At 63.7% G+C, this 25,049-nt stretch carries 22 protein-coding genes; 10 read left to right on the forward strand and 12 right to left on the reverse strand.

The window, feature by feature from the left end; translation table 11 throughout:
• Positions 1-26: 26 nt before the first annotated feature.
• Entirely contained in the window at positions 27-2,903 is a 2,877-nt protein-coding gene (locus I6F28_RS03780; protein ID WP_035998272.1) for an EAL domain-containing protein, read from the forward strand.
• A 269-nt stretch (positions 2,904-3,172) separates the two neighbouring features.
• Here I6F28_RS03780 and I6F28_RS03785 read toward each other — a convergent pair whose 3' ends face one another.
• Positions 3,173-4,432: an esterase/lipase family protein gene (locus I6F28_RS03785; protein ID WP_225139295.1), complete on the reverse strand. Its 1,260-nt coding sequence runs from the start codon at positions 4,430-4,432 to the stop codon at positions 3,173-3,175.
• A gap of 976 nt (positions 4,433-5,408) precedes the next feature.
• Here I6F28_RS03785 and I6F28_RS03790 point away from each other — a divergent pair.
• A complete protein-coding gene (locus I6F28_RS03790) occupies positions 5,409-5,873 on the forward strand; it encodes a hypothetical protein (protein WP_225139296.1) in 465 nt (154 codons plus the stop codon).
• Positions 5,870-6,397 carry a hypothetical protein gene (locus I6F28_RS03795; RefSeq protein ID WP_225139297.1) on the forward strand — a complete coding sequence of 176 codons (528 nt, stop codon included), beginning with the start codon at positions 5,870-5,872 and terminating at the stop codon, positions 6,395-6,397. The genes I6F28_RS03790 and I6F28_RS03795 overlap by 4 nt, the downstream gene beginning before the upstream one ends.
• A gap of 290 nt (positions 6,398-6,687) precedes the next feature.
• Here the strand turns inward: I6F28_RS03795 and I6F28_RS03800 are convergent, their stop codons facing one another.
• A complete protein-coding gene (locus tag I6F28_RS03800; RefSeq protein ID WP_035998268.1) occupies positions 6,688-6,951 on the reverse strand; it encodes a DUF7662 domain-containing protein in 264 nt (87 codons plus the stop codon).
• A 143-nt stretch (positions 6,952-7,094) separates the two neighbouring features.
• On the opposite strand from I6F28_RS03800, the gene I6F28_RS03805 reads away from it, so the two are divergent.
• A complete protein-coding gene (locus I6F28_RS03805) occupies positions 7,095-8,591 on the forward strand; it encodes a sensor domain-containing diguanylate cyclase (protein ID WP_225139298.1) in 1,497 nt (498 codons plus the stop codon).
• A 57-nt stretch (positions 8,592-8,648) separates the two neighbouring features.
• Here I6F28_RS03805 and I6F28_RS03810 read toward each other — a convergent pair whose 3' ends face one another.
• Positions 8,649-9,524 (reverse strand): UTP--glucose-1-phosphate uridylyltransferase, encoded by an 876-nt coding sequence (locus I6F28_RS03810; RefSeq protein WP_225139299.1) that lies wholly within the window; start codon positions 9,522-9,524, stop codon positions 8,649-8,651.
• A 208-nt stretch (positions 9,525-9,732) separates the two neighbouring features.
• Here I6F28_RS03810 and I6F28_RS03815 point away from each other — a divergent pair, with 208 nt between their 5' ends.
• Entirely contained in the window at positions 9,733-11,115 is a 1,383-nt protein-coding gene (locus I6F28_RS03815) for a lytic murein transglycosylase (protein ID WP_225139458.1), read from the forward strand.
• 170 nt (positions 11,116-11,285) lie between these two features.
• Positions 11,286-13,010: an SGNH/GDSL hydrolase family protein gene (locus I6F28_RS03820; protein ID WP_225139300.1), complete on the forward strand. Its 1,725-nt coding sequence runs from the start codon at positions 11,286-11,288 to the stop codon at positions 13,008-13,010.
• A 162-nt stretch (positions 13,011-13,172) separates the two neighbouring features.
• On the opposite strand, the gene I6F28_RS03825 is transcribed toward I6F28_RS03820, so the two are convergent.
• Positions 13,173-13,547, reverse strand: a complete 375-nt coding sequence (locus I6F28_RS03825) for a CsbD family protein (RefSeq protein ID WP_035998251.1) — start codon at positions 13,545-13,547, stop codon at positions 13,173-13,175.
• Between the two features lie 64 nt (positions 13,548-13,611).
• The gene (locus tag I6F28_RS03830) at positions 13,612-14,349 is read right to left on the reverse strand and encodes an SDR family NAD(P)-dependent oxidoreductase (RefSeq protein ID WP_225139301.1); all 738 of its coding nucleotides are present in this window, start codon (positions 14,347-14,349) and stop codon (positions 13,612-13,614) included.
• A 100-nt stretch (positions 14,350-14,449) separates the two neighbouring features.
• On the opposite strand from I6F28_RS03830, the gene I6F28_RS03835 reads away from it, so the two are divergent.
• Both I6F28_RS03835 and I6F28_RS03840 read left to right on the forward strand, forming a co-directional pair.
• Positions 14,450-15,229, forward strand: coding sequence for an SDR family NAD(P)-dependent oxidoreductase (locus I6F28_RS03835; protein ID WP_225139302.1), 780 nt, complete (start codon positions 14,450-14,452; stop codon positions 15,227-15,229).
• Positions 15,230-15,325: 96 nt separating this feature from the next.
• Positions 15,326-16,213: a TauD/TfdA dioxygenase family protein gene (locus tag I6F28_RS03840; RefSeq protein WP_035998242.1), complete on the forward strand. Its 888-nt coding sequence runs from the start codon at positions 15,326-15,328 to the stop codon at positions 16,211-16,213.
• Positions 16,214-16,365: 152 nt separating this feature from the next.
• On the opposite strand, the gene I6F28_RS03845 is transcribed toward I6F28_RS03840, so the two are convergent.
• The gene (locus tag I6F28_RS03845; protein ID WP_035998239.1) at positions 16,366-17,010 is read right to left on the reverse strand and encodes a YqgE/AlgH family protein; all 645 of its coding nucleotides are present in this window, start codon (positions 17,008-17,010) and stop codon (positions 16,366-16,368) included.
• A 142-nt stretch (positions 17,011-17,152) separates the two neighbouring features.
• Here I6F28_RS03845 and I6F28_RS03850 point away from each other — a divergent pair, with 142 nt between their 5' ends.
• The gene (locus I6F28_RS03850; protein WP_035998237.1) at positions 17,153-17,992 is read left to right on the forward strand and encodes a protein-disulfide reductase DsbD domain-containing protein; all 840 of its coding nucleotides are present in this window, start codon (positions 17,153-17,155) and stop codon (positions 17,990-17,992) included.
• 76 nt (positions 17,993-18,068) lie between these two features.
• The gene (locus I6F28_RS03855) at positions 18,069-19,436 is read left to right on the forward strand and encodes a flippase (RefSeq protein WP_524536097.1); all 1,368 of its coding nucleotides are present in this window, start codon (positions 18,069-18,071) and stop codon (positions 19,434-19,436) included.
• Positions 19,437-19,592: 156 nt separating this feature from the next.
• Here I6F28_RS03855 and I6F28_RS03860 read toward each other — a convergent pair whose 3' ends face one another.
• From I6F28_RS03860 to cysT, 6 genes are all read right to left on the reverse strand, one after another.
• The gene (locus tag I6F28_RS03860) at positions 19,593-20,381 is read right to left on the reverse strand and encodes a 3-hydroxybutyrate dehydrogenase (protein ID WP_057028138.1); all 789 of its coding nucleotides are present in this window, start codon (positions 20,379-20,381) and stop codon (positions 19,593-19,595) included.
• A gap of 1 nt (position 20,382) precedes the next feature.
• Positions 20,383-21,558, reverse strand: a complete 1,176-nt coding sequence (locus tag I6F28_RS03865; protein ID WP_035998231.1) for a DUF3734 domain-containing protein — start codon at positions 21,556-21,558, stop codon at positions 20,383-20,385.
• A 79-nt stretch (positions 21,559-21,637) separates the two neighbouring features.
• Positions 21,638-22,141: a CAP domain-containing protein gene (locus I6F28_RS03870; RefSeq protein ID WP_035998228.1), complete on the reverse strand. Its 504-nt coding sequence runs from the start codon at positions 22,139-22,141 to the stop codon at positions 21,638-21,640.
• Positions 22,142-22,249: 108 nt separating this feature from the next.
• Positions 22,250-23,284, reverse strand: coding sequence for a sulfate/molybdate ABC transporter ATP-binding protein (locus tag I6F28_RS03875; RefSeq protein ID WP_035998225.1), 1,035 nt, complete (start codon positions 23,282-23,284; stop codon positions 22,250-22,252).
• Complete coding sequence (gene cysW, locus I6F28_RS03880; RefSeq protein ID WP_035998223.1) at positions 23,274-24,185, reverse strand: sulfate ABC transporter permease subunit CysW; 912 nt, start codon at positions 24,183-24,185, stop codon at positions 23,274-23,276. The genes I6F28_RS03875 and cysW overlap by 11 nt, the downstream gene beginning before the upstream one ends.
• 9 nt (positions 24,186-24,194) lie before the next feature.
• A complete protein-coding gene (cysT, locus tag I6F28_RS03885) occupies positions 24,195-25,031 on the reverse strand; it encodes a sulfate ABC transporter permease subunit CysT (protein WP_074447692.1) in 837 nt (278 codons plus the stop codon).
• Positions 25,032-25,049 lie beyond the last annotated feature (18 nt).

Genomic DNA, 25,049 nt, shown 5'->3' on the forward strand with positions numbered 1-25,049 from the left:
TTTGCGTCGAACGCGGAGAACTGACCTTGCGTCTGATCAGGTGCCTCGCGCCCATCGCGCTGGGCCTCATGATTCTTGTCGCCGCGTATCCTGCGCGCGCGCTCGACGCCGTCAGCGTCCGTAGCGACGCGCCCGCGATCGACCTCACCGGCGTGCTCGAGCATCAGCGCAGCGATGCCGATCGTATCCAGGTCTCCACCGCACCCGGCACCGACGGCATCGTCCGCCGCATCGAGGTGCGCGCCCGCGAGGGCGGACAGAACTGGGTGGTGTTCGCGCTCGCCAACAACACCGACGACCAGCTCGACCGCCTGATCGTCGCTCCGCATTACCGCATCGTCTCCTCGGGATTGCTCTGGCCCGACCTCGGCCTGTCGCGCATCGCGACCATCACGCCCTCGATCGGCGACCGCCCGGAACGGCAGGAAAGCGCCACCGCGGACGTGTTCCGCATCACGCTCGACCCCGGCGCCGTCGTCACCTTCGTTGCGGAGCTGCGCACCGACAAGCTGCCGCAGCTCTATCTGTGGGAGCCGGAAGCCTACAAGGACAAGGTCAACTCCTTCACGCTGTACCAGGGCATCGTGATCGGCATCTCCGGCTTGCTTGCCTTGGTGCTGACCATCCTGTTCGTGGTGAAGGGCAGCATCATGTTCCCGGCCGCGGCGGCGCTGGCCTGGGCGGTGCTGGTCTATATCGGCGTCGACTTCGGCTTCTGGGGCAAGGTGCTCGACATGTCGAACAACGCCGAGCGCATCTGGCGCGCGGCGGGCGAAGCGATCCTGGCGGCGACACTCCTGGTGTTCCTGTTCGCCTATCTCAATCTCAGCCGCTGGCACGTGCGCTATTCGCACATCACGGTCGGCTGGCTCGCGTTCCTCGGCTCGCTGGTGGCGCTCGCGCTGTTCGACCCGGCGGTGGCCTCCGGCATCGCCCGCATCTCGCTGGTGCTGATCGCCTTCGCCGGCTTCGCGCTGATCGTCTATCTCTCCACCCACGGCTTCGACCGCGCCGTGCTCTTGATCCCGACCTGGTTCCTCCTCGTGGTCTGGGTGGTCGCGGCCGGCATGACGGTGGCGGGCTCGGTCACCAACGACATCGTCGGCCCGGCCCTGCTCGGCGGCCTCGTGCTGATCGTGATGCTGATCGGCTTTACGGTGATGCAGCACGCCTTTGCCGGCGGCGGCGCCAGCACGGGCGTCGTCTCCGACATCGAGCGGCGCGCCTTGGCGCTGGCCGGCTCCGGCGACCTGATCTGGGACTGGGACGTCTCCGCCGACAAGGTGTTCACCAGTCCCGAGACCGAAGCCCTGCTCGGGCTGAAGCGCGGGACGCTGGAAGGCCCGGCCGCCTCCTGGTTAGAAGTACTGCATCCGCTCGACCAGGACCGTTTCCGCGCCGCGCTCGACAGCGTGCTCGACCAGCGCCGCGGCCGCCTGGTGCAGGATTTCCGTCTGCGCACGCCGGACGGCCACTTCATGTGGTTCGCGCTCAAGGCGCGCCCGGTGGTCGGCTCGGACGGCGAGGTCTCGCGCGTGGTCGGCACGCTCACTGACGTCACCGAGCTGCGCAACGCCGAGGAGCGCCTGCTGCACGATTCCGTGCATGACAATCTCACCGGCCTGCCCAACCGAAAACTGTTCATGGACCGGCTGGGCGCGGTCGCGCATTTCGCCAAGACCATGCCGACGCTGCGGCCGACGCTGATGGTGATCGACCTCGACCGCTTCAAGCAGGTCAACGATTCCGTCGGGATCGCGGTCGGCGATTCCATCCTGCTCACGCTGGCGCGCCGCCTCACCCGCATCCTGAAGCCGCAGGACACGCTGGCGCGGATGGCCGGCGACCAATTCGGCCTGATCCTGCTGTCGGAGCAGGACCCGGCCCGCATCACCGCTTTCGCCGAGACCATCCGCAAGACCATCCGCGCGCCGATCGCCTTCAACGACCGCGAGATCTTCCTCACCGCGTCGATCGGCCTCGCGCTGTCCGATCCGCAAACCCAGCTCACGGACGAGATCATCAAGGACGCCGAGCTGGCGATGTATCACTCCAAGCGGATCGGCGGCGACCGCATCGACGTCTACAAGCCGGCGATGCGGGCGCGCAAGACCGACCGCCTGACGCTGGAGAGCGAGTTGCGCCGTGCCATCGAGCGCCAAGAGATCACGATCCTGTACCAGCCGATCGTGCGGCTGGAGGATCGCTCCATCGCCGGTTTCGAGGCCCTGGCGCGCTGGGACCACCCGAAGCTCGGACGCATGGCGCCCTCCGAGTTCATCACCATCGCCGAGGAGACCGGGTTGATCGTCGACCTCGGCATGTTCGTGCTCGACCAGACCGCCAAGCAGCTTTCGGTGTGGCAGCGGGCGATGCGCTCGCGCGAGCCGATCTTCGCTTCCGTCAACGTCTCCTCGCGGCAGCTGCTGCGCCACGATTTGATTCACGATGTCCGTACCGTGCTGTCGCGCTCCTCGGTGGCGCGCGGCACGCTCAAGCTCGAGCTGACGGAATCGCTGGTGATGGAGAATCCGGAGCACGCAGCCCAGATGTTGACCCGGATCCGCGAGCTCGGCACCGGGCTGTCGCTCGACGATTTCGGCACAGGCCACTCCTCGCTGGCCTATCTGCAGCGCTTCCCGTTCGACACTATCAAGATCGACCAATCGTTCGTACGCACCACCAGCCGCGGCACCCGCCCCGTGATCCTGAAGTCGATCATCGCGCTCGCGCATGACCTCGGCATGGACGTCGTCGCCGAAGGCGCCGAGACCGATTCGGACGCCGTCGAGCTCTACCAGATGGGCTGCGAATACGCGCAAGGTTTTGCCTTCGGCGAGCCGATGGACGCGGACGCGGCGATGCGGCTGCTCACGGAAGTGCGGCTGGAAGCTGCGAGCTAGAGTCTTTTCTGCCCTCTCCCCTTGTGGGAGAAGGGCACTGCCTAGAATGCCAATGAGATCAATACGAATCGGCTTTGGTACCCAACCAGTATCAAGACCAGCGCCGCAGGCTTCCTACAGCGGCAAGCCTGTGATCCGGTAGGCTTCTGTCAAGCTGTATGCAGCGCTACGGCTGCTAGGATGGCGCGCGGACCAAAGCGCTGATCGCCTTACAGGACCTCCAATCCCGCGCATCGATGAGAACCGCGACGCCAAGCGCGCGATGTTGATCAACGGGGGCTTACGTCGCCGTTGTTCATTAGTACTGCTACCCACTCGACAACGCGATCTATCGCAACGGGATGATTGTAGATGCTGTGCGACAACTCGCCGAAAGATGAACCGGGCAACGGGGACAACATCTCGACATTCCATTCGCCTTCAGGGGCGCTTTCGGTATTGATCTCGATCATCAGCGCCAATAGCCCCGCACTGACAACAAATATCGGAAATCGGATGCCTGAACCCTCTCGAACGTGCTTCGGAATTGAAGTTCCTAGCAGAAAACGGTTTAGCAACAGCGAGACGATCAGCGCGGCCGTCGCTAAGCCGAAGAGAAGGCGATCAAACCAAGTCGTCTTGATTAGCAGTACCAAAAATAAGAATGCAGCAATAGCGCCGCCCAACCACGGAAGCAACGCGACTACCGTCGTCGGTGCTGCGAAGATCAGAACAACCGCGATGGCCGTCAGAATGCTCAGTACAACCGCTGCATTTCTGACGAAGGATGGCAGCTTCTGCCCTCTCACACGCAGGTAGAATGGGTTCTTTTGTTCGGCCCTCGCAAGTTTTTCGGTCGAGTGGCGCGACACCCATGCGGTTAGCTGACCGAAACTGAGGACAAGCGATGCCTCGTCGCCTGGAGCACGCAGTATCTTAAGATTAGTTGTTGGCGACCGCGCATGCGTCCAGTGAACAATGTTCTCCGCCAATGGCCGCAGGGAATCTACGCCGCCCGATAGGAAGGCAGCAACTCCGTTGCTCACGATAACTACGATCACCAGATAAACAAAACTCCAGAAAAGCGAGATGCCGATGATCATATTGACGATGAAATAAGGAACCATGAGCAGCGCCAGTATTACCGAGCAGATAAACTTCCCAGACAAATCGGCGCCATGGCGCAATCGAGAGTGAAAGAACGGCGTAGCCAAGCAACAGATACCATCTATTGGCCGACTCAGGCTGCCGTGGCTAGCGGCTTGGAGAGCGAGGTTTCCGCCGTGGCTGTGCGCTATGAGAACATGACGAATGTTTGGATGCGTCGCCTCGACGGCTCTAAGGTGCGCAATGAGATCTCTAGCAGCCAAGATGCGCTCGAAGCTATTATTGGCGCCATTCCAATGAAAGGGCGCGACAAGACAACGGTCGCCATACAGAGCAGACAATGCTATCCGCATACTAGACGTGGGACGAACCCATTCGGCATCGGCCGCGAAGGTGCCGTGGATCAACGTAATTGCATGAGTCGGGGCTGCATCCTCGATCATCCGCACTCCCAACCGTTTTGCTGCTCCATTCAATTTACAAGTGATGTTAGACACGCTCAACTCATCGTAGTCTATTCTAAATGCTCTCAGGCGGGAACGTGGTCGGTTCCATTTTGGTAGGCAAGTACGGCGGCGACAGTCAGGGGCTTCAGAGAGAAAATTTCTTCTCGGCGTTTTCACAATGCGCCGGCGTTAAAATCGCAGCGCCGCGTACAGCTCGCACAGCTGCAGCGTGACATGCAAAGGAGTTAGCCGCCACGACCAGTCCGGAACGGCTTCTTGTTGCCACCGATCTGCGCCGGCTAGGGCCGGCGCCGATGCCATCGATAGACAGATGAGCGCGCCCTTCGATGGTGCTACGGCAAATCGAGGCAGCCCACGCTTTACCGATGGAAGGCGTGGGCCCCTCTGTGGAACGGCCGCAGCCCGGACTGCGCCGCCCCCATCCGACTGAGATGGATGAAGAATTGGACGCGGAGTGGTCCCTGTGGCTCAGCACAATTAGATCACAAGAAGCCGTCCATCACGAAAGATATCATTCACCGGCGGCAGAGCCGATTATGAAGTCAGGCGGTTCGGGCACATCGATGGTCTGCTCGGGCTTCAATGGCCGCTTGCCAGGGTTGCCTCTGTTCGCCTCACGCTCCACCTTCGTCCTGCCCATTGACTCGTATTAGTAGAGGTGCCGATTGCCGTCAGAAAAAAGCGTCAACTGCGGGCGCTAAATTTCCGGCGCCGCCAGTGCTCAGAAATAGCAATTCCGCTTTCCTGTCCCCCCGCCCCTAGAAATACAACCAGCCCGCAAGGCGCCATACAAGATTCGCCGGTCCTCGCGCGTCCCCGCCATTTGCATCACGTTCGGCAGGTTGATCACCTTGCCCGCATTGTCGGCTGCTCACCAAGCGTACTTGTCTGCCCGACCATTAACAACTAAAAATAGATAGATTGCAATATTTGGTATTTGGGAGAAACTCGGATGTTCAAATTTGAGGCGATAACCACAACCAACATCATCAGCATAATTCAATTGTTAGCGGTTATAGCCGGCTTCTATTTTTCCTGGCGGACACTCATGTTGGGACTTCAAAGCCTAAACGCCACTCGTGCCAACATCGAGTTGGCAACACAAAATGCTCAATCGCAGCTCTACCATAATATGTTGATTCAAGGACGCGGATTGCAGTTGAAATTCATGGACGATCTCGTTCCAGAGGGTGAGACCAAGACGAAATTCTTCATGGCCATTGTCATTGCATACTACGCAAGTTGTTTCGAACTTAGGCAGGTTCTTTCTTTACCTGCATCTGCGATAAAATTGCTAGACAATGACGTTAAGGAATCTATGCGAGACCCTTCGTTTCGCCAACGATTTGACGAACTCAGAAACCTACACAGCCGAGAATTTGGGCAATACGTTGATAGTCTGAGGGGAGTGGCATGACGTTTTTTGCAAACGCCGGAGTAAAGTGGCCGTCCGTCCAATCGCAACTTCAGCAAGCTGGCACCGACGCGCTAACTGGGGGCGCAGAGCTTTGGAAGCTGTTCTCTAAGATTGAAGCATGGAAGTTCGATCAAGCCACAATCCATGAAGACGAGGAAGACGTTAAAGGTCGTTGTGTAAAGGCATTGCGAAATGCAGCGGACACTTACTCAAGTAATCTTGAGTCTTTCGAGACATCAACGGTTGATCTACTTACTCCGGCCGAGATAGAGGCGGCCGCATTACCAAGTTACTATGATGATCAGTACCCGTTCCAGTTCGTGCCAAGTCAATTTAATACGCGAGAGCTCTACCGCGAACTGATTACTAGGATTCGGACTCTTGCATCGCAGGTTACTACCTTTAACCTCCAGAGCGATAGACGCGATCTGGCCGTTCAGGTTTTCCGAGCTATGCGAGACTGGGAGACTATTGCTTCCCTGGCGCGGCTCATAGCCGTTCTAAATCTGAGACAAGGGAAATGAAGACAGCGTTGCTGTGATGTAAACGACCAGCGGATTCTTCCCGTATTCATCCCAAGACCATCAGAGCCCAGTTCGTAGGTCTCCATCAGCGTGATCCCGCTCCAAAACGACGACCTAAGGTGACAAATGTCTCCGTGCCATCACGCGCTACCCGCCGCATGGCCGATGGCAATCGCCTTGATTCCATATCATCGCGTAGATCGGGCTCTACAAGATCGGAGGAGTCGAGGGCCTTCTTTCATTCGCGCGAGACCCCATAAGGGGAGAGGGAAGAGCGCGCCTCATCGACATCATCGCCGCCGCTCACCCTTCTGCTTCCTGAACCGGACGCTCTGACCATCCGGCATGCGCGTTGCCACGAAGCCGGCGGCGAGGCAGGCTTCGCGTTGCGGCATCTGGATGTCGGGGCTGCGAAGGCTGTCCCACCATGAGGCACGCTGGGCCGCGCGCGGCAGCGCCGCGCCGATGATCTCCTCGATCTGCTCAAAGCTCAGCACGAGCTCCTCCTGCTTCTGCCGCAGCAGATAATCGCGCAACGCGTCGTAGTCGTTCACACTCGTCCTCTCGTCCGGGGCGAAGTCAGGCTGCTCAAAACCGTCAGCCGCATAAACCGATTCTTAACTCATTGCGGCAGCGCCGTCGCGGCTTAAACACTACGCAAGCTTTCGGGCGCATCCACTATGGACAGGAGCAAAAAATGTTCTCTGGATGGCGCGACGTTGCGGCCCGCCGGCCGTGGCGGATTTCGGCGAAGCTGCTGATCATCTCGTCCGTGGTGACGGTGATCGGTTTTTCCGCCATTTGCGTCAACGTCATGCTCGACATGCGCCGCGGCGAGGAGGCACTCGCCCGCCAGACGCTGGAGAACCTCGCGACCACGATCGAGTCCGACGTCAGCCGCAACGTCGAGATCTACGATTTGTCGCTGAAGGCGGTGGCCAGCAACATGCTGCTGCCCGAGCTCGCGACGGTCTCCAAGACGATCCGTCACCTGATCCTGTTCGACCACGCGACCACCGCCAAGCATTTCGGCGCCATCCAGGTGTTCGATGCCGAGGGCCGGCTGACCATCGATGCCTCCACGCTCGATCCCCTGCCCGAGGACCGCAGCGAGGAGGACTACTTCAAGGTCCACCGGGATAATCCCGGCGCAGGCCTGTTCATCAGCCGTCCCATGCTGTTTCGCGGCGCCTACTCGATCGTGCTGAGCCGGCGCATCAGTGACGCTGACGGCGGCTTCATGGGCGTCGTCGCCGGCTCGATCCGCTTCAGCTATTTCCACGAGCTGTTCGATCGGCTCACCCTCGACCCTGAGGACACCATCACCGTGCTCAAGCGCGACCGCACCATCATCATGCGGCGACCGTTCGATCTCGACATCATCGGCACGAACCTGAACGACCGTCAGAACTGGAAGGCCGACAATCTCAGGGTCGGCGCCGCCTATTCGGGACAGGGCCCGGTCGATGCGACGCCGCGGCTCTATGTCCGCAGCAAGAACAATGGTCCGCTGTTCGTGGTCGCCGGCAAGCCTTTGGCCGCGGTGTTCGCGCTCTGGCAAAGGGAGGCGCTCCGCATCGGCACCGTGGTGCTGGCGCTCATCCTGTTCGTGCTGGGATCGACCCTCGTGCTCGCGCGCGAGATCGGCCGGCGCGCCGAGGCCGAGCGCAAGCTCGAGGAGTTGGCGACGACCGACGCGCTCACGGGCTTGAAAAACCGCCGCAAATTCGATTCCGTCATCGACGTCGAATGGCGGCGCGCCATGCGCCAGAAGGCGCCGATCGCGCTGCTCATGATCGATACCGATCACTTCAAGGCTTACAACGACACGTTCGGCCATCAGGCCGGCGACCAGGTGCTGGTCGGCATCGCCATCTGCATTTCCGACTCGGTGAGCCGCGCCGGCGATTGCGCGGCGCGCTACGGCGGCGAGGAATTCGCCGTGCTGCTGCCGAACACCTCGGCCACTGAGGCCCACAAGGTGGCGGAGATGATCCGCCTCAAGGTGCAGGGCTGGTCCGACGATCAGGCGATGTCGACGGTGTCCTGCGGCATCGCGAGCCTCGTCCCCGCCGCCGGCATGGACTGGCCGCTACTGGTTGCCGCCGCCGACAAGGCGCTCTACGCCGCCAAAGCCGGCGGGCGCAACCAGTCGGTGGTGGCGAGCCTGCCGCAGCTGTCGCTGGTGGCGTGAGGCTCACTTCTGGGCCGCGCTTCGCGCGGATCCGTTGGCTCGCGATGACGGCGGGAGCTACTGCCCCAGATACTTTTTCATCTCCGCGACCAGGCCGTCGCGCAATTCTGGCCGCTTCAAGCCATAGGCGATGTTGGCGCGCAGGAAGCCGGGCTTGGAGCCGCAATCATGGCGCTCGCCCTCGAACTCGACGCCGTAGAATTTCTGCGTCTTGGCAAGCCCGATCATGGCGTCGGTGAGCTGGATCTCGCCGCCGGCGCCGCGCTCCTGGGTCTCCAGGATCTTGAAGATCTCCGGCTGCAGGATGTAGCGGCCGGTGATCGAAAGGTTGGAGGGCGCGGTGCCCTTGGCCGGCTTCTCGACCATGCCGTCGACCTCGAACATCTTGCCGTTGCGCTTGCCGACGCCGCAGATGCCGTATTGATGGGTCAGGTGATCGGGCACCGCCTCGACCGCGATCAGATTGGATTTCTCGCCGAGCGAGGACGCCATTTCGATCATCTGCTTCAGGCAGCCGGGCGTGTTGAGCACGAGCTCGTCCGGCAGCACGACGGCGAACGGCTCGTTGCCGACGATGTCGCGCGCGCACCAGACCGCGTGGCCGAGGCCGAGCGGCGCCTGCTGGCGGGTGAAGCTGACCGCGCCGGCTTCGGGCTGGTTCTGCGCCAGGATATCCTGCTCGGCTTTCTTGCCGCGCGCGGCCAGCGTCGTGTCGAGCTCGAACATCCGGTCGAAATGATCCTCGATGACAGCCTTGTTGCGGCCGGTGACGAAGACGAAGTGCTCGATGCCGGCTTCCTTCGCCTCGTCATAGACGTATTGGATCAGCGGCTTGTCGACGATGGTCAGCATTTCCTTCGGCATCGCCTTGGTGGCAGGCAGAACGCGGGTGCCGAGGCCGGCGACGGGGAATACGGCTATGCGAATCTTCATGGGATCGATCGAATACCTTGGGGCACATGGGACGGGAGCAATGGCATCCTTGCTAGCCTGTTTGCAGCCGCCAACAAAGGCGGATGTGGGGCCTCGCCCCGACGGAGTTAAGAAAAAGGCCGCCACCAAAATTTCACCTTTGTTAAGCTATTGGCAACGCTAACCAGGCCTCCTGTGGCGGGTTTTTCAGGCCGACGGGTGGAACATGATGCAATCAATGGCAGGACTGGCGAGACGGGCTGGCGGCGCAGTCGTTGCGGCCGCTTTGCTGCTGCCGGCCGGCGCACACGCCCAGGCGCAGAACGGCCTGTCCAACCTGTTCGGCGGCATCTTCTCCGGATCGAACCCGGCACCGGCGCAGCCCTCGCCGGGCCCGAGCGGCGCGCCGACGGGTCCATTGCCGTGGAGCGGCGAGGACGGCGCCTCCGGCCATCCCTTGATGACGGCCGCCGCGATCCGCGAGGCTGCCGGCAATTTCAACAATTGCGTCGCTGCGATGTGGCCCGATGCCGCACGGCGCGGCGTCACGCAGGAGAACTTTCAGCGCTTCACCGCCGGACTGTCGCCCGACCTGCGCATCATGGACCTCATGGATTCGCAGCCGGAATTCACCAAGTCGATCTGGGCCTATCTCGACATTCTGGTGAACGACAACCGCCTCGCCAAGGGCCGCGAGGTCCTCGCCAAATACAAGGCGCAGTTCGACGCGACTGAGAAAGCCACCGGCGTCGACCGCTACATCATCGCCTCGATCTGGGGCATCGAGTCCAATTACTCGACGCAGATCGGCGATCGCAGCGTGCTGCAATCGACCGCGACGCTCGCCTGCATCGGCCGCCGCCAAGCCTATTTCAAGGACGAATTCCTCTCCGCGCTGGAGATCCTCAACCGCGGCGATTTGCGTCCGGAGCAGCTGCGCGGCTCCTGGGCCGGCGCCTTCGGCCCGACCCAGTTCATGCCGACCGCGTTCAAGCGCTTCGCGGTGGACGGCGACGGCGACGGCCGGCGCGACGTCGTCGACAATCCGACCGACCTGATCGCGTCGACCGCCAACAATCTGAAGAAGGACGGCTGGCAGCCAGGCCAGACCTGGGGCTACGAGGTCGTGGTGCCGCAAGGCTTCAACTACATGCTGGCCGACCGCGCCAAGGCGATGCCGATCGCGCAATGGGAGAAGCTCGGGCTCAAGCGTCCGAACAACCAGGCCTTCCCGCATCCTGCGGACAAGGCCTACCTGCTGGCACCCGCCGGCGCGCAGGGACCGGGCTTTTTGATGCTGCAGAATTACCGCGTCATCATGAAGTACAACCCGGCGGAAGCCTATGCGCTGGCGATCGGCCATTTCGCCGACCGCCTGCGCGGGGGACAGCCTTTCGTGCAGCCCTGGCCGCGGCAGGAGCGCGAGCTGTCCCGCACCGAACGGCTGGAGCTGCAGCAGCTGCTGGCTCAGCGCGGCTACTACAAGGGCACCCCGGACGGCCAATTCGGCGGCCTGACCAGGGAGGCTCTGCGTAATTTCCAGGCCTCGATCGGGGTCCCCGCCGACGGTTTTGCCTCCTCCGACGTGCTGGACCGGCTGCGCGGGCGGTAAAATCGCGCTCGAAGTAACCTTGAAGGGGGATTTTGGCTGATAGCCTTGACCGGGACTGGTGTTCCCCGGTCTATGGACAAGAATCTGCGATGGAATTTGCCCGTTTGGCGCCTGATTCCGTTATTATATTGAGCTAACTCCGATCCCCCATTGCGCGTGCCCGAGATCGCATGTCGAAGAAGTCCCTGTTCAAGGCGCTGACCGAGACCGGCCCGTTGATCGCGCTGGGGACGGCGCTTGCGATCCTGGTGTCGGTGGCGGCACCCGCTTCGGCGCAGTTCTTCAACTTCCCTGGCTTCGGCGGTCCGCCGCAGCGTTCGGCCCCACCACCGCCACCACGGGGCGGCGGAGGTGGCGGATGGTTCGGCGGCGACTTCTTCGCACCCTTCCAGCCGCCGCCGCAGGCGCCGCGCCAGGATTTTTCGCGCGCGCCGGCACCGGCCAAGCGCGACACGATTCCTGAGAAGAACGTGCTGGTGATCGGCGATGCCATGGCCGACTGGCTCGCCTATGGCCTCGAAGACGCCTACGCCGAGCAGCCCGACATGGGCGTGATCCGCAAGCACAAGACCACGTCCGGCCTGATCAGGTACCAGCCCAAGGGCGAGCCCGCGGACTGGGCCGCGGCGGCCAAGGGCATTCTCGAGACCGAAAAGCCCGACGTGATCGTCGTCATGCTCGGCCTCAACGACCGCGTCGCGATCCGCGAGCCGGCCGCCGACAAACCCGATAAGCCGGCCGCGGAGAAGGACAAAGATAAGAAGAACGACAAGGGTGCGCGCGCAAAGCCGCAAGGCAAGCCCAGCGACGCCAAGCCCGGCGACGCCAAGCCCGGCGACAGCGCCGCCAAGCCGGACGATAAGCCTGCCGACGCCGACCTGCCGCAGGACGACGCCGACAATGCCGACACGCCGGCAGCCGCGCCGGAAAAGACCGCGCGCAATCCGAACGGCCTCTACGAATTCCGTGACGAGCGCTGGGTCGAGCTCTACGGCAAGAAGATCGAGGAGCTCGCGGCCGTCCTCAAAACCAAGGGCGTGCCGGTGCTCTGGGTCGGCCTGCCCGCGGTCCGCGGACCGAAGGGCACCGCGGACACGCTGTTCCTGGATTCGCTGTACCGTGAGGGCGCGGCCAAGGCCGGCATCACCTATGTCGACGTATGGGACGGCTTCGTCGACGAAGCCGGCCGCTTCCTGCAGAAGGGCCCGGACTTCGAAGGCCAGATCCGCCAGCTCCGCAGCTCCGACGGCATCTATTTCACCAAGGCCGGCGCGCGCAAGCTCGCGCATTATGTCGAGCGCGAGATCACGCGCCTGCTTGCCGGACGCTCCGGCCCGATCGCGCTGCCGAGCGAGCCCGCGACGCCCGACACCAGCGCCGAGCCGGGCAAGCCCGCGCCGCGTCCGCTGGCCGGGCCGATCGTGCCGCTGGTTGCAGCCTCGATCTCGACCGATCAATTGCTGGGCGGACCGGGCACGCGTCCCGCCGCTGTCGATGCGCTCGCCGCCAAGACGATGGTGAAGGGTGAACCGCTGGCAGCCCCGGCCGGCCGCGCCGACGATTATGCCTGGCCGCGCCGGGAAGTCGGCCGCGAGCAGGCCAAGGGCGATACGCCGATGGCGGCAACGACGCCGGACGGCGGGGCAGCTCAAGGCGTATCGGCCGCGGCCGCCGCGATCGCACCGCCAAAGCTCGCGCCGAAGAAGCCGCAGGTCGCCCCGCAACTGCCGGCCCAGGCAACGCCCACATTCCGTGATTTCTTCGGCTTCGGCTCGCCGCAGCCCCCGCCGCCGCGCCAAATGGCGCCGCCGCCCGGGCCGCGCAATCCGAATCCCAATCCTGGGATCCCGCGTCCGCCGGCTAACGTCGGCCGTTCCGCCGAGATGTTCCGGTAAGGTAAGATCTCGTGTCCCGGACGCGACGCTGCACCTTCTGGTGATGCGGCGCAGAGTCGGGACCCAATTCGTGCGGCATTCAGAAAAGATGGCCCGGCTCAGCGATGCAGCGTCTCACGCTGCATCGCTGAGCCGGGGCACGCGTGACAGGCGTTTCGGCAACTAGCCGTAATAGCGCCAGCGTGACGGCGGGCGGCGGGCGGGACGCGACATCAGCAGCGCCAGCGCGAAGCCGATGCCGCCGGCAACCAGCAGCGCGCCGAGCGGATTGTCCTGCACCTTCTGCGCAATGGCCTTCGAGCCGTCGCGGAAAGTCTCACCACTGTTCTCGTAGGCGTCCTTGGCATAGCCCGCGGCGGTGTCCGTGGCGTCGCGCACGGCATCCTTGGCCTGGCCGTAGAGATTCTGCACCGTGCCCGCGGCTTCCCGCGCCTTGCCCGACGCCTGCGTCTTGGCATCGCCTGCCATGTCTCCGATCGCGCCTTCCGCGCGTCCGGCATATTCCTTCGCCGATCCAACAATCCGATCCGTGTCCATGATGATCCTCCTCGATGGTCAGCCGAAGTAACCGATCAGACGCAGCGCGGTTCCTTAGGCTCTCCTATAGAATCAGGCCGCCATCGACGACCAACGTCTGGCCGATGATGTAGGACGACAGCGGCGAGGCCAGGAACAGCGCCGCGCCCGCCATGTCGGCCGGCGTACCCAATCGCCGCAACGGGATGCGTGCGAGCGCGCCTTCGAGCCGCTTCGGATTGTCGGTCGTCACCTTCGTCATCTTGGTGTCGACGAGCCCTGGCGCGATGCCGTTGACGCGGATGCCGTCCTCGGCCCAGGCCTCGCCCAGCGTCCGCGTCAATCCGACCGCACCGGTCTTCGAGGCATTGTAGGCGGGATTGCCCATGGTGGAATGATAGGCCGCGGTCGAGGACACGATGATCAGCGCGCCCTTCGCGTCCCGCAACATGGAATGAAAGCGCGTCGCGCAGGCCATCAGGCTCATCAGATTGATCTCGACGACCTTGCGGAAGCCCGCCATCTCGAATTCGCCGCGGCGGTAGATCACCGCGCCCTGCGCGAGCACCAGGATGTCGAGACGGTCGAACGACGGCTTGAATGCTTCGATCGCACCGGAATTGCCGACATCGAGCTGCGCGTAAGCAAGACCTTCGAGATCGGAGCCTTCGTCGGCTGAATATTCCGTTGCGCGAGCACGCGTGCCGCAGACGGCAACAGCTGCGCCCTTGGCGCGAAAGGCCTGCGCGATGCCGTTGCCGATGCCGCTGGAACCGCCGATCACCAGCACCTGCTTGCCTGAGAAATCGAGCTCGTTTGCCATTGTCGGCCTCCCCTTTTGTTTTCTGCTTGTTTGACCTGTCTGCGGATCGATGCCAGCCTTGTCAATCACAACAAGAACCAGCTCGGCGCGAGGGAACAGCATGTCCGACGTCAGGGAGCTCAGCCGGTCCGTGAAGGGGCTCACCGTGCTCGTCACTGGCGCAGCCAGCGGCATGGGGCGCGCCACTGCGCGCGTATTCGGAAACGAAGGTGCGAACGTCGCCGTCACGGATTTCGACGAGCAAGGCGCGCATGACGTCGCCAGGGAGATTGCGGCAAGCGGAGGCGCGGCAAGGGCGTGGAAGCTCGACGTCGCCGACGGCGGCGAAATCAAACGTGTGGTCGGCGATGTCGCCGCGCATTTCGGCGCCCTCGACATCGTCGTCAACAATGCCGGCATCTCCGTGCGCGTCGCGATCGACGATGAGGGCTACGAGGACGCCTGGGCGAAGGGCATCGCCGTGATGCTGACGGCGCACCCACGCATCATCCGCGCCGCGCTGCCGCACTTGCGCAAGTCGAAGAGTCCCCGCATCGTCAACATCGCCTCGACCGAGGCGCTCGGCGCCACCGCATTGCACAGCCCGTATTCGGCCGCGAAGGGCGGCGTCGTGAGCCTCACCCGCTCGCTGGCGGTGGAGCTCGGCCGCGAGGGCATCACCGTCAACTGCATCTGCCCCGGACCGATCCGCACAAAAATCACCGACCGCATCCCGGAGGAGCACAAGACCATCTACGCCAAGCGCCGCACCGCACTCGGCCGCTACGGCGACCCTGAAGAGGTCGCGCATATGACGCTGAGCCTGTGCCTTCCGGCGGCGTCCTTCCTCACCGGCGCGGTGATCCCGGTCGATGGCGGGCTGATGGCGCGGAACGCGTGAGAGCCATGCGCGCGGCGCGTTGACATCGCCGGATGCGGGAGTCATTTTTTCCACAAACAGAGCGGGGAAACCGCTCGTAGATGCGGGAGGAACGCAATGACCATCGCCATCCGGCAGCTTCAGAAACATTTCGTCGGCGAGGTGTCCGGCCTCGACTTGCGCAAGCCGCTCACGCCGGATCAGGCGCGCGAGATCGAGGCCGCCATGGACAAGTACGCGGTGCTCGTCTTCCACGACCAGGACATCACCGACGAGCAGCAGATGGCATTCGCGCTGAATTTTGGCCAGCGCGAGGAGGCGCGCGGCGGCAACATCACCAAGGCGGATGAACACCGCCTCACCTCAGGCCTGAACGACGTCTCCAACCTCGGCAAGGACGGCAAGCCGCTGCCCAAGGACAGCCGCGCCAATCTGTTCAACCTCGGCAATTGCCTGTGGCACTCGGACAGCTCGTTCCGTCCGATCCCCGCAAAATTCTCGCTGCTATCGGCGCGCGTGGTGAACCCGAAGGGCGGCAACACCGAGTTCGCCGACATGCGCGCGGCCTATGACGCGCTCGACGACGAGACCAAGGCGGAGATCGAGGATCTCGTCTGCGAGCATTCGCTGATGTATTCGCGGGGATCGCTCGGCTTCACCGAATACACCGACGAAGAGAAGGAGATGTTCAAGCCGGTGCTGCAACGGCTGGTGCGCACGCACCCCGTGCATCGCCGCAAGTCGCTGTATCTGTCATCGCATGCCGGCAAGGTCGTCGGTATGAGCATGCCCGAGGGGCGGCTATTGCTGCGCGATCTGACCGAGCACGCCACGCAACCCGAGTTCGTCTACGTGCACAAATGGAAGCTGCATGACCTCGTGATGTGGGACAACCGCCAGACCATGCACCGCGTCCGCCGCTACGACCAGTCCCAGCCCCGCGACATGCGCCGCGCGACGGTGGCGGGGACGGAGCCGACGGTGCAGCAGCAGGCGGCGGAGTAGGCCGGGTCGGAGTAGCCACAAATTCGGTCGTCGTCCCGGACAAGCGGAGCGCTGGGCAACGCGTAGCGTTGTCCGGCGCGAAGCGCCGATCCGGGACGACAGCGGAGAATAACTGAGGGCAGTGGAGAGTGTGGCAATAGCGGCCGATAACGCTACGCGTGCCCGGCCTCGTTCGAGAGCATGCCGGGGTCGATGCCGATCTTCTGCAAAGCGCGATTGTACTTGTCCTCGACGTCGTCGCCGAAAATCAGATCCGCGTCCGCGTCGCAATGCAGCCAGCCGTTGCTCTGGATCTCCGTCTCGAGCTGGCCCGGCGCCCAGCCGGCATAGCCGAGCGCGAGGATGGCGTGCTTGGGGCCGGAGCCGTTGGCGATGGCGCGCAGAATGTCGACCGTCGCGGTCAGGCAGACGCCGTCATCGATCCGCAGCGTCGCGTTCTCGATGTAGAAGTCGCTGGAATGCAGCACGAAGCCGCGCCCGGTGTCGACCGGCCCGCCCCGCAGCACCTTCATACTTTCGGCATTCTCCGGCAGCTTGATGTGCTCGCCCTTCTTGATGATGCCGAGCTGCTGCAAGAGCTCGGGGAAATCGATGCTGCCGGCGGGGTGGTTCACGATGATGCCCATCGCCCCCTCCGCCGAATGGGCGCAAAGATAGATCACCGAGCGCTCGAAGCGGGAATCGCCCATCACGGGCATTGCGATCAGGAGCCGGCCGTCGAGATAGCCGCCGGAACTGGGCAGCGCGGCGCCCGAGCTGCGGGTGCTTTCGCCCGTCCTCTTGCCTGTGGGAGCCATCGCTCGAGCACTCCGGTTTCAATTCCTATCCTGATGTCGGGCCGGGCGGCTGTCAAATCAAGGGTTGCGGCGAGTTGATTCGAGTGCATCCATCACAAGCAATTCAATGGTTTGGCCCTAGGTGACCCTGTAAAGACGTGCCATGTCCAGCATTGTTCCCCTGCGTGCGGCGATTGGCGTCGCGACAACCCTGCTCGCGTCGTCGTTGGCTATCGCGGCCCGTGCCGATGACGCATCGCCTTGGCAGCGCGATGGACATTCCGCGGTGCGGCTCCTGGCGGGCTCGCGCAGCGGCGCGGTGCTGCTCGGCGGTATCGCCTTCCAGCTGCAGCCCGGCTGGAAGACCTACTGGCGGTCGCCCGGCGATTCCGGCGTTCCACCCCGGTTCGACTTCTCCAAGTCCGACAATGTCGAGGCGGTGACGGTGATGTGGCCGGCGCCGCTGAAGTTCGACGACGGCGCGGGCGGCCATTCCATCGGCTATCGCGACCAAGTCGTGCTGCCCCTGCGCATCGTCGCCAAGGCTGCAGACAAGCCGGTGACCTTGAGGGCCGAGATCAACTACGCGGTGTGCGAGAAGCTCTGCATTCCCGTAGAGGCCAGCGCCGAGCTCGGCTTCAACAGCGTCGCCTCGACCGAGGACGCGAACTTGCGTGCCGCGCTCGACACCGTGCCGAAGCCCGCCAATATCGGCGACCCCAATCCGCTCACCATTCGCGACGTCAAGCGGGACGGGCCCAAGAACGTAGTGGTCGATGTGGTGGCGCCGGACAGCCGCAAGGTCAATCTGTTCGTGGAAGGCCCGACTCCCGATTGGGCGCTGCCGATTCCGGCGCCGGTGCAGCCCAGCCCGCCCGGGGTCGTGCGCTTCTCGTTCGAGCTCGACGGGCTGCCGCCGGGCGCCAAGCCCGAGGGCGCCGCGCTGAAGTTCACGCTGGTCGGGCCGGAGAAGGCGTACGAGTTCAACACGAATTTGAACTAGCGTCCGCCCAACCGAATCTTAACGAATGGTTGCTAATCCCTCGCCTGCCGCTGCAGGTCGCTGGGGATTGTTCGAATTGGCCGTGATGGATGCACCACCCGCAACGACCGGACCGGCCGGGCTGATCGCGCGGCTGCGCGCCAGGCTCGCGGGCGGATCGAGCGAGGCGTCGCTGACGCGCCGGCTCGCCGGCACCATCTTCATCATCCGCGTCATCAGCGCCGGCCTGGCTTATGTCTCGCAGGTGCTGCTGGCGCGCTGGATGGGCACGTCCGATTACGGCATCTACGTCTATGTCTGGACCTGGGTGCTGCTGCTCGGCAGCATGATGGATTTCGGCATCTCGGCCTCCGCGCAAAAAATCATTCCGGAGTACCGCGCCAGCGGCGCGCACGCGCTGCTGCGCGGCTTCCTGTCCGGCAGCCGCTGGCTGACCTTTGCCGTGTCCACGCTGACGTCGCTCGGCCTTGCCGGCCTCGTCAAATTGCTGTCGCCCTGGATCGATCCGGCCGAGGTGCTGCCGCTCTATATCGGCTGCATGACGCTGCCCGCCTTCGTGGTCGCCAACACCCAGGACGGCATCGCGCGCTCGCACGACTGGATGCAACTCGGCCTGATGCCGCAATTCATCATCCGCCAGGCGCTGATCATCGGCATCACGGCGCTCGCCTTCCTGCTCGGCTATCACCTCGGCGCCGTCGCCGCGATGGTGGCAAGCCTTTGCGCGGTATGGATCGCGATGGCCGGGCAGATGGTGGTGCTGAACCGCAAGCTCGCCGATCACATCACACCGGGACCGAAGGCCTATGACGTCAAGGGCTGGCTCGCCGTCTCGCTACCGATCCTGCTGGTCGAGAGCTTCTACCTGCTCCTGTCCTACACCGACGTGCTGGTGCTGCAGCAATTCCGTCCCTCGGACGAGGTCGGCGTCTATTTCGCCGTGGTGAAGACGCTGGCGCTGGTCTCGTTCATCCACTACGCGATGTCAGCTACGACGGCACACCGCTTCGCCGAATACAATGCCAGCGGCGACAAGGCGCGCCTGTCGGCCTACGTCGCGCATGCCATCACCTGGACGTTCTGGCCGTCGCTGGCCGCGACCATCGTGCTGCTCGCGCTCGGCAAGCCGCTGCTCTGGCTGTTCGGACCACAATTCGTGATCGGCTACGACATCATGTTCGTGGCCGCGATCGGCCTCGTCGTGCGCGCCGCGATCGGTCCGGTGGAGCGCCTGCTCAACATGCTCGGCCAGCAGAAGATCTGCGCGCTCGCCTATGCGCTAGCCTTCGTGATGAACCTCGTGCTCTGCATCGCGCTGGTGCCGCGCCACGGCGGCCATGGCGCCGCGGCTGCAACCTCGATCTCCCTCACCTTCGAGACGGTGCTGCTGTTCTGGATCGTGCGGCAGCGGCTGGGGCTGCACGTGCTGGCGTTCGGCAAATAGACGACGATCGAAAACGCCGATCCACTCTCGCTGTCATCGCCCGGCTTGACCGGGCGATCCAGTACTCCGAGGCGGCTGTGATTAACCAAGAGGCCGCGGTGTACTGGATGCCCCGCCTTCGCGGGGCATGACCGAGAGTTGTCAGGTGGGCACGAATTACTCCGCGGTCCAGCCGCCGTCGATCGAGAGGTTGGTGCCGGTGATTTGGGCGGCGTCGTCGCTGCACAGGAACAGCGCGAGCGCGGCGACCTGCTCGGAGGTGACGAACTCCTTGGTCGGCTGCGCATCGAGCAGCACGTCGTTGATGACCTGCTCGCGCGTCAGATTGCGCGCCTTCATCGTGTCGGGGATCTGCTTCTCGACCAGCGGGGTCCAGACGTAGCCGGGGCTGATGCAGTTGCAGGTGATCTTGTGGGTCGCGACTTCCAGCGCCACGGTCTTGGTGAGGCCGGCGATGCCGTGCTTGGCCGAGACGTAGGCCGACTTGAATGGCGAGGCCACCAGCGAGTGCGCCGACGCCGTGTTGATGATGCGGCCCCAGCCCTTCTTCTTCATGCCGGGCACTGCGGCGCGGATGGCGTGGAAGGCCGAGGACAGATTGATCGCGATGATCTGGTCCCATTTCTCCGGCGGGAATTCCTCGATCGGCGAGACGAACTGGATGCCGGCATTGTTGACGAGGATGTCGACCGAGCCGAACGTCTTCTCGCCGAGCGCGATCATGCCGGCGACCTCGGCGGGCTTGGTCATGTCGGCGGGCGAGTAGACCGCCTTTACGCCGAAATCGGATTCGATCTTGGCGCGCTCCTTCTCAATGTCCTCCGGCGAGCCGAAACCGTTGATGACGACGTTGGCACCGGCGCCGGCGAAGGCGCGCGCGTAAGCGAGCCCGATGCCGCTGGTCGATCCGGTCACGACGGCGTTCTTGCCTGACAGAGTACCCATTCTATTCGCTCCTTTTTGCCGGGGGCGCGGTGACGTCCCCCGTGAGATCGTAGGTCACCATGGTCTCGCCGGATTGCGGCCGCTCCAGCCAGTCCTTGTGGCGCATCGACAGGTGCACGTCACGCACGCCGGCCTCCCAATGCTCGACCATGGCAATGTGCGAGAAATCGTAATCCTTGGACGAGGATTCGTAGTTCTTGCTGCGGTAGATCAGATGCACCACGGTGACGGTGCTTTCGCGCGACACTTTCGCCAGGAATTCGACGGAAGGATCGTTCTTGAGATAGTCCGGCAATTTGCCGATCAGATCGCGCACGGCCCTGCGGGCGTTGTGCAGCTGCTTGTTCTTGTCGGTGTTCATCCGCGTGCGGCTGGAATAGCGGATGTCCTTCTCGCGCTCGGCCGCCTCCAGCAGCGAGTTCGGCAGGTCGCCGCGCGCGGAAAACAAATCGACCTGAAAGATCAGCATGTCGCGTTCGACCTCGGCATCGAGCACGTAGTCGAGCGGAGTGTTGGAGGCGATGCCCCCGTCCCAATAATGCTCGCCGTCGATGACAACGGAGGGAAAGCCCGGCGGCAGCGCGCCGGAGGCCATGATGTGCTCGGGGCCGATCTTCTTGCCGAGCTTCTTGAACGCGTAATTGTCGAAATATCTGAAATTGCCCGAGGTGACGCCGACCGCGCCGACCGACAGGCGTGTCTTCAGATCGTTGATGCGGTCGAAATCGACGAGTCGCTCCAGCGTCTTCTTCAGCGGCGAGGTATCGTAATAGCTTTCGGCCTCGCGATGCCCCGGCGGCCACAGCGGCGCCGGCGGAATGCGTGGCGTGAAGAAGCCGGGCACGCCGAACGTCGCAATCAGCGCGGCACTGGTGGAATTGAACAGCTCGCGGCTGCGGTCGCTCTTGCCGACCGGCTTCCACGGCACCGGGGCCGACACCATTTCCCAGAATTCCTTGAGCCGCTCGACGCGGGTGTGCCCCTCGTTGCCGGCGATGATGGCGGCATTGACCGCGCCGATCGAGATGCCGGCGACCCATTCCGGATCGAAGCCGTAGCCACACAGCGCCTGGAAGGCGCCAGCCTGGTACGAGCCGAGCGCGCCGCCGCCCTGGAGGACCAGGACGCGTTGCGCATTCGTGGGGATTGTTGCGGTTTCCGGACTATGATCGGTCATGCGGGAACAATAGCAAAAGGCTGGCCACCGTGGCGACACTCCGCCGCGACGTCAATGCATCCCCGGGATCAAGTCTGGCTTATCGAGGCTCGGTGGAGGCCAGGATCATGGTCCAGAACACCTTGTATTTGGTGCCTGGAGCATAGCTCGCCGCGATGCCCAATTTTGTGACACCGCTCTTGAGCATGTTCGCGCGGTGCGGAGGCGAGTCGCGCCAGCCGGAAAACGCTTCCGCCAGCGTATGATAGCCGGCCGAGATGTTCTCGACCGCCACGGTGGCAGGATAACCGCCAGAGGCCAGACGCTTGGCGAGCGGCGCGCGGACGTCGTGGTCCATCTTGTTGGCCGCCGCCATCGCGCCCGATTGGGATTCGGCGAGCCGAGTCAAATCCGGGTCGACCACGACCGTACCGAGCCCGTTGTTCTGGCGGTATTGCGAGATCATGATCGCAGCTGCCTGGACGTCGAGCTTGGAGCCCGGCACCGCCATGTCGGCATACATCGACGGCTGCTGGACCGGTGCTTCGTTGCCGGCACAGCCGGCGAGCAGCAACATGATCAGAATTGCGGCCGCAGCGCGCATGAATCGGGGCCCCCAAATGAGGGGCTGTTGTTGCATACCAACAATGGCTGAAAGGTGAATTTTGAAGAGAATTTGAGCCGTCATTCCGCGGCGGAATGACGGCGGGGCTTAGCCCGCAAAAATCCGGTAGCGACGCGGATTGAGGCCGATGGTGTCGCCTGCGCGCAGTTCCTTGTCGCGGGGGGCGTCGATTTCGATGGTCTCGCCGCCGGACAGGGCTACTTCCGCCCGCTGCACCGGACCGAAATTGCGGACGTGCTGGACCGCGCCCTCGAAGGCGCCGCTGCCGGGCGGGCCGACCAGCATGTCATGTCGCCGCACGAACAGCTTCGACGCGCCAGGCGCAAGCCCATCGGCCGCCAGATCGAGCTGCCGGTCGCCGAGCCGGATCGCACCATCGCCGATCTGGATCGGCAGCACGATGGATTCGCCGATGAAGCCGTGCACGAACGCCGTCGCCGGATTGTCGTAGACATCGTCGGGCGAGCCGATCTGCTCGATCCGTCCCTTGTCCATCACCACGACGCGGTTGGCGACTTCCAGCGCCTCCTCCTGGTCGTGCGTGACGAAGATCGAGGTGACATGGATCTCGTGATGCAGCGAGCGCAGCCATTTGCGCAGCTCCTTGCGCACCTTGGCGTCGAGCGCGCCGAAGGGTTCATCGAGCAGGAGGATGCGCGGCTCGATCGCAAGCGCACGGGCGAGCGCGATGCGCTGACGCTGGCCGCCGGAGAGCTGGCTGGGATAGCGGTCGGCGAGCCAGTCGAGCTGCACCAGATCGAGCAGCTCCTTGACGCGCGAGCGGATCGCAGCCTCATCCTTTCGGACCGCGCGCGGCTGCACGCGGAGGCCAAAGGCAACGTTCTCGAACACCGTCATGTGGCGGAACAGCGCATAATGCTGGAACACGAAGCCGACGTGGCGCTCGCGGGCTCCTTGCGCCAGCGCGTCCTCACCGTTGAAGGAGACTTCGCCCGAGTCCGGCCAGTCGAGGCCGGCGATGATCCGCAGCAAGGTGGTCTTGCCGGAGCCGGACGGGCCGAGCAGCGCCAGCAGCTCACCGTCGTTGACCTTGAGATCGACGCCGTCGAGGGCAGCAAAACTGCCGAATTTCTTGACGAGATTCTTGACTTCAATGGTCACTGGCGTCTTGTCCTTCGTCGAGATGACGTTCGAGAATGGTTTTTGCGATCAGCGTGATCAGCGCCAGCATTGCGAGCAGCGAGGCGATCGCGAAAGCGGCGACGAACTGGTATTCGTTGTAGAGGATCTCGACCAAGAGCGGCATGGTGTTGGTCTCGCCGCGGATGTGGCCGGAGACGACGGAGACCGCACCGAACTCGCCCATCGCGCGCGCGTTGCAGAGCAGGACGCCGTAGAGCACGCCCCATTTGATGTTGGGCAGGGTGACGCGGAAGAAGGTCTGCAGGCCGGAGGCGCCGAGCGAGATCGCAGCCTCCTCCTCCTGCGTGCCCTGCTCCTGCATCAGGGGGATCAGCGCGCGCGCCACGAAGGGGAAGGTCACGAAGGTGGTGGCGAGCGCAATGCCGGGGACCGCGAACAGGATCTGGATGTCGTGCTCGCGCAGCCAGCTGCCGAGATAGCCTTGCGCGCCGAACAATAGCACGAAGACGAGGCCCGAGATCACCGGGCTGACCGAGAATGGCAGGTCGATCAGCGTGATCAGGAAGGTCTTGCCCGGAAACTCGAATTTTGCAATCGCCCAGGCGGCGACGAGGCCGAACACCAGATTGAGCCCGACCGAGATCGCCGCGACGATCAACGTCAGCTTGATCGCCGCCATCGCCTCCGGCTCGGCGAGCGCGGCGAAATAGGCGAGGATGCCGCGCGAAAATGCCTGCGCGAACACGACGACCAGCGGCAGCACGACGAAGACGGTGAGAAACAGCAACGCCAGCGTGATGATGACGATGCGGACAGCGCGCGGCTCGGTGCGCAAATTGTTCCGCGCCGCCGCCGCGTGCGCGCGTGCCTGCGAGTCGGAGGCCGAGAGCGACACGGAATCTGCGATCTGCATCGTCATGGTCCGCCCTCAGCGCGCCGGGATCCGGCTCTGCGCCCAGCGCTGGAGCCGATTGACCGCGAAGATGATGACGAAGGAGACGACCAGCATGACCACCGCAATCGCGGTCGCATCGGCGTAACGGAATTCGGACAGGCGTATCACGATCAAGAGCGGCGCGATCTCGGAGACGTTGGGCAGATTGCCGGCGATGAAGATCACCGAGCCGTATTCACCGACCGCGCGGGCGAAGGCGAGCGCGAGGCCCGTGAGCAGCGCCGGCGCGAGCGAAGGCAGGATCACGCGAACGATGGTCTGCAAGCGGCTGGCCCCCAGGCTGCCCGCGGCTTCCTCGATTTCAGGGTCGAGATCCTGCAGCACCGGCTGCACGGTGCGGACAACGAAGGGAATGCCGATGAAGATCATGGCGACGAAGATGCCGACCGGCGTGAACGCCACCTTGAGGCCGAGCGCGGCGAGCGGCGCCCCCAGCCAGCCCTTCTCGGCGAACAGCGCCGTCAGCGCGACGCCGGCCACCGCCGTCGGCAGCGCAAACGGCACGTCGACGATGGCATCGAAGATGCGGCGGCCGGGGAAGCGGTAGCGCACCAGCGCCCAGACGATGATGCTGCCCATCACCAGATTGACGCAAGCCGCCGCAAAGGCGAGGCCGAACGAGACGCGGAGCGCGTTCAGAGTGCGGCGGCTGGAGAGGATGTTCCAGAACTGCTCGGGGCTGAGCTCAAGCGATCTCAGGAACAGGCCGGCGAGTGGAATCAGGATGATCACGGACAGCCAGGAAAGCGTCAGTCCCATGGTGAGACCGAAGCCCGGCAATGTCCGGCGTCGTGCTGCGAGTGCGCTCACCAGGCCCCCTGCTAAAGC

Origin of the sequence: Bradyrhizobium sp. NBAIM14 (genome assembly GCF_020193895.1) — a bacterium.
Taxonomy (GTDB): domain Bacteria; phylum Pseudomonadota; class Alphaproteobacteria; order Rhizobiales; family Xanthobacteraceae; genus Bradyrhizobium; species Bradyrhizobium yuanmingense.